Source organism: Shewanella sp. SM101 (assembly GCF_025654465.1).
Lineage (GTDB): Bacteria > Pseudomonadota > Gammaproteobacteria > Enterobacterales > Shewanellaceae > Shewanella > Shewanella oncorhynchi.
In genome coordinates this window covers 1-3,180 of the sequence record NZ_JAKKRH010000102.1, presented here as the reverse complement: position 1 = coordinate 3,180, position 3,180 = coordinate 1, and the positions used below count along the sequence as shown (strand labels likewise).

The 3,180-nt window shown below is 42.4% G+C and carries 5 protein-coding genes and 1 pseudogene; 5 read left to right on the top strand and 1 reads right to left on the bottom strand.

The window, feature by feature from the left end; all coding sequences use genetic code 11:
- Positions 1-256 precede the first annotated feature (256 nt).
- Complete coding sequence (locus L5M38_RS23920; RefSeq protein WP_263180524.1) at positions 257-523, top strand: hypothetical protein; 267 nt, start codon at positions 257-259, stop codon at positions 521-523.
- Between the two features lie 44 nt (positions 524-567).
- Here the strand turns inward: L5M38_RS23920 and L5M38_RS23915 are convergent, their stop codons facing one another.
- Positions 568-1,440: a hypothetical protein gene (locus L5M38_RS23915; protein ID WP_263180523.1), complete on the bottom strand. Its 873-nt coding sequence runs from the start codon at positions 1,438-1,440 to the stop codon at positions 568-570.
- Positions 1,441-1,643: 203 nt separating this feature from the next.
- Here L5M38_RS23915 and umuD point away from each other — a divergent pair, with 203 nt between their 5' ends.
- The 4 genes and pseudogenes from umuD to L5M38_RS23895 form a co-directional block, all read left to right on the top strand.
- Positions 1,644-2,078, top strand: a complete 435-nt coding sequence (gene umuD / locus L5M38_RS23910) for a translesion error-prone DNA polymerase V autoproteolytic subunit (RefSeq protein ID WP_263180522.1) — start codon at positions 1,644-1,646, stop codon at positions 2,076-2,078.
- Positions 2,066-2,293 (top strand): annotated as a pseudogene (locus L5M38_RS23905) (DNA polymerase V subunit UmuC); the annotation flags it as partial. The gene umuD and the pseudogene L5M38_RS23905, both read left to right, overlap by 13 nt.
- A 183-nt stretch (positions 2,294-2,476) precedes the next feature.
- Complete coding sequence (locus L5M38_RS23900; RefSeq protein WP_263180521.1) at positions 2,477-2,947, top strand: hypothetical protein; 471 nt, start codon at positions 2,477-2,479, stop codon at positions 2,945-2,947.
- A gap of 58 nt (positions 2,948-3,005) precedes the next feature.
- On the top strand, positions 3,006-3,180 hold a 175-nt coding region (locus L5M38_RS23895), incomplete at its 3' end, for a transposase (RefSeq protein ID WP_263178571.1).

Genomic DNA, 3,180 nt, shown 5'->3' with positions numbered 1-3,180 from the left:
ACTGGCAAGGTTGAATTAGGCTGATACTCAGCCAGTAAAGCGCGCTGTTTATAGTAAGTGGTGATAGAGACATTATGGTGTTGGCAAAATTCGATATTAGTGCCACTAAACGAGCCGCGTTGTTGAAGTAGCATCTGCCACTGAGTAGTTGTTCTGTATGTTTTCATCACCTGCTCCAAATTTATCATTGAGCAGGTATTTTTAGACAATCAGAACATCGATGCTAGGTGTACTTCGCTAGACGCATACGGACGAGTTGTCCAAAGTCGATCTTGGCGCAGTGGATTTTACCGAATGGGTCGGCTTAATGACCGAATCAGGCATGTTCCCTGAGCCTAGTATGGACGCAACAGGCAAAGATGCCGTGGTCAATAAGGACATGAGGGACAGCGCCGATAAGCGAATTGAGGGAGTATTAGGAGTCGATACTGGCGTTAAAGTGCGAGAAGCATTTAAGAATGCGTCCCCTGCCACGAACTTAGACTGTTCAGGCTTCCCAAGGCCACCATCCTGCCCGTTATAGAGTGAACGCTGGCCGCGATAGAAAAGGTATCGCGGCCATTAACACTAGATAGCTTGCGGTTTTAGTAACAGGTGAATATCTTTACTGTTTAAGTCTATGACTTGTTGGTAATTAGCTCTCAACTTATCAGCTTCCAAACAGTGCTTTGTGCTTGAAGGGATTTTAGGTGGTACATAAAGAAATGAAGGGTATTCAGAGGTGATCTTAATGAGCCTGTCAAATAATGGTAATTCAGCACAATAGCTGAGATCTGATGATACAACGACATAATTTCCTGTTGGAAATTCTCGATTAAACAATTTAGCGGCTTGCTCGCTGCTCAGAGACGAAATAGGGGAATTTACTGATCCCATTAACATACCCCAATCTCCGTATTTTTTACTTGTTGCTAAATAACCATCATATCCAACAACCTGTAACCGCAAAAACTTTTTACTGCCAAAAGATTCCTCTTGCAACCGATAATTAGTGCCAATATTTTTACCTAAATAATCCCCTAAAACCTGTGAATGAGTAGCTAGCTGCTCAACTGGTATAACTTGGATAAGACTAAAAATTGGATATGGGTCTTTGTTTTTACTTGCTAGAATCGACAACCCCGCATTAAGCATTCCACCTGATAAGCCACTGCCGCCCAACATCCCAATGCCTGCTGCGCCAGAAGCCATATTTAACGCCATAACAGAGCTGTCAGCACCGTTAATTTTTTTCCATTCTTCATCGGTTAACGTCTTGTCGCTCGCATTCATAGCGGTGCCACTGAGCTTGAGTAATTGCAATGCAAAGGAATCACCCGCTTGAATGCCGACCTCATCTAATTTCTTAGGCTCAACGGTTTTAGGTGTAGAAGCACAGCCTCCGAGTAAAGCAGTAGCGACTAAAGCGGTTAACGCGAAGGTTGATGTTTTTGTTTTCATTATGTTTACTCGTTTAAATTAATTGGAATCATATTAACACGAGTCTATAGGCGAGCAAATTTTGTGAATTTTATATGAATCCGATTATTTTCGGTTTTCCGTCACACATCGAAAACAGTCTGGAACCGGTAGCATGAGAGAAATTTAAGATTTTTATTTTTTACTGCTATTATTACTGATTATTTATACAGTAGTTATTTGCAATGAAACTTATCACATGCAATGCGAGTGCGGGAATTTCGGGGTTTCCAAGCCCTGCGGCTGATTACGTAGAATTACCCTTGAGTCTTGATCAACTGCTGGTAGAGCATCCTAGTTCTACGTGGTTTGGCCGCGCAGCGGGTCGTTCGATGGAGGGGGTAGGCATTTATCATGGCGACATTTTAGTGATAGACCGCGCCGCTCAACGTGGCAACATGGCTATCGTTGTGGCGAATTATAACGGTGAATTTACCGTAAAGCTGCTCGATGAAAAACGCCGTTTACTTGTGTCTATCGATCAACAGCAAAACATGACGTCCGTTGCTATCGATGATGCCGATACATTCTCGGTTGAAGGGGTGATCATCAAGTCAATCCGACTTCATGAGCATTCAAATCTGCTAGAAAGATATCTGAGTCAACCATGTTCGGACTAATTGATGCCAACTCCTTTTATGTGTCGTGCGAAATGGTCTTTAGGCCCGACTTGCGCGAACTTCCTGCGATTGTGCTCAGCAACAACGACGGTTGTTGCGTGGCAATAAATCGAGCGGCCAAGATCGTTGGCGTGAAAAAATTTGTCCCTTACTTTGAGCAGCAACATCTATGCAGACAACATAATGTGCAGGTGTTTTCATCTAATTATGAACTTACAGTTGGGAATTTTTTTAGATGCCACATGTTGGAATTTTTCATGATAAATAAATTAGACGAAGAGAAGATAGGTAGTTACAGTTTTACTGTTTGTCTGGATATCTTGAAAAAGTAGATGGATGAACGCGTACCCCTTGAGCAAGGCTTATCAGTGTGAATAACGGATGATTTAGGTGTTAATATGATTGAGCAGAATAAGTCGTTTCCAGATGACTTCGGTTTTGACTACTGTCTTATATGGATTAATAGTGATAAATATCCCTCATTTATCAGTAAGCCACACCCTGACAGTGGCGAAATCATCCATGACGTTAGGGATAACTCAAAACCGTTTGCTCATGAACTTCCAATTTTAATAGACCTCGATGGCATCAATGTGGTGCCGGTTAATCTATATCTTCACTCTTTGTTGGCAGACCCTGATATATCCTCAGATAAAACAATTCAATCTCATGCAGTTGCGCTATTGAGCTTCTATCGGTGGCTGAATACGGAAATCCCCGAACATACTCACCCAAGGACAGGACTGCTGGTTGATAAAAAATGTCCGTTAACAATATATGACTGCACCGACAAGGTAGAGGAAAGTCCAATCGTGAGATATCGAGACTATTTACTGGAAAACCTTTATACCAGTGTAGTGGCACACTGAATTTGGCCACCTAATAAGAAATGTTATGATCTCATTCATAGCGAATTTAGGTGACAAAATGAATAAAAGTAAACGTGCACGATATAGCGCAGCGATTAAGCTCGAAACTGCCCAATTAGTCATTGACCAGGGCTATACACAAGAAGCGGCAGCCAAAGCCATGAACGTAGGTAAATCAACGGTCAGTAAGTGGGTAACGCAGCTTCAGGTCGAGCGCAAAGGGCTTGCTCCTA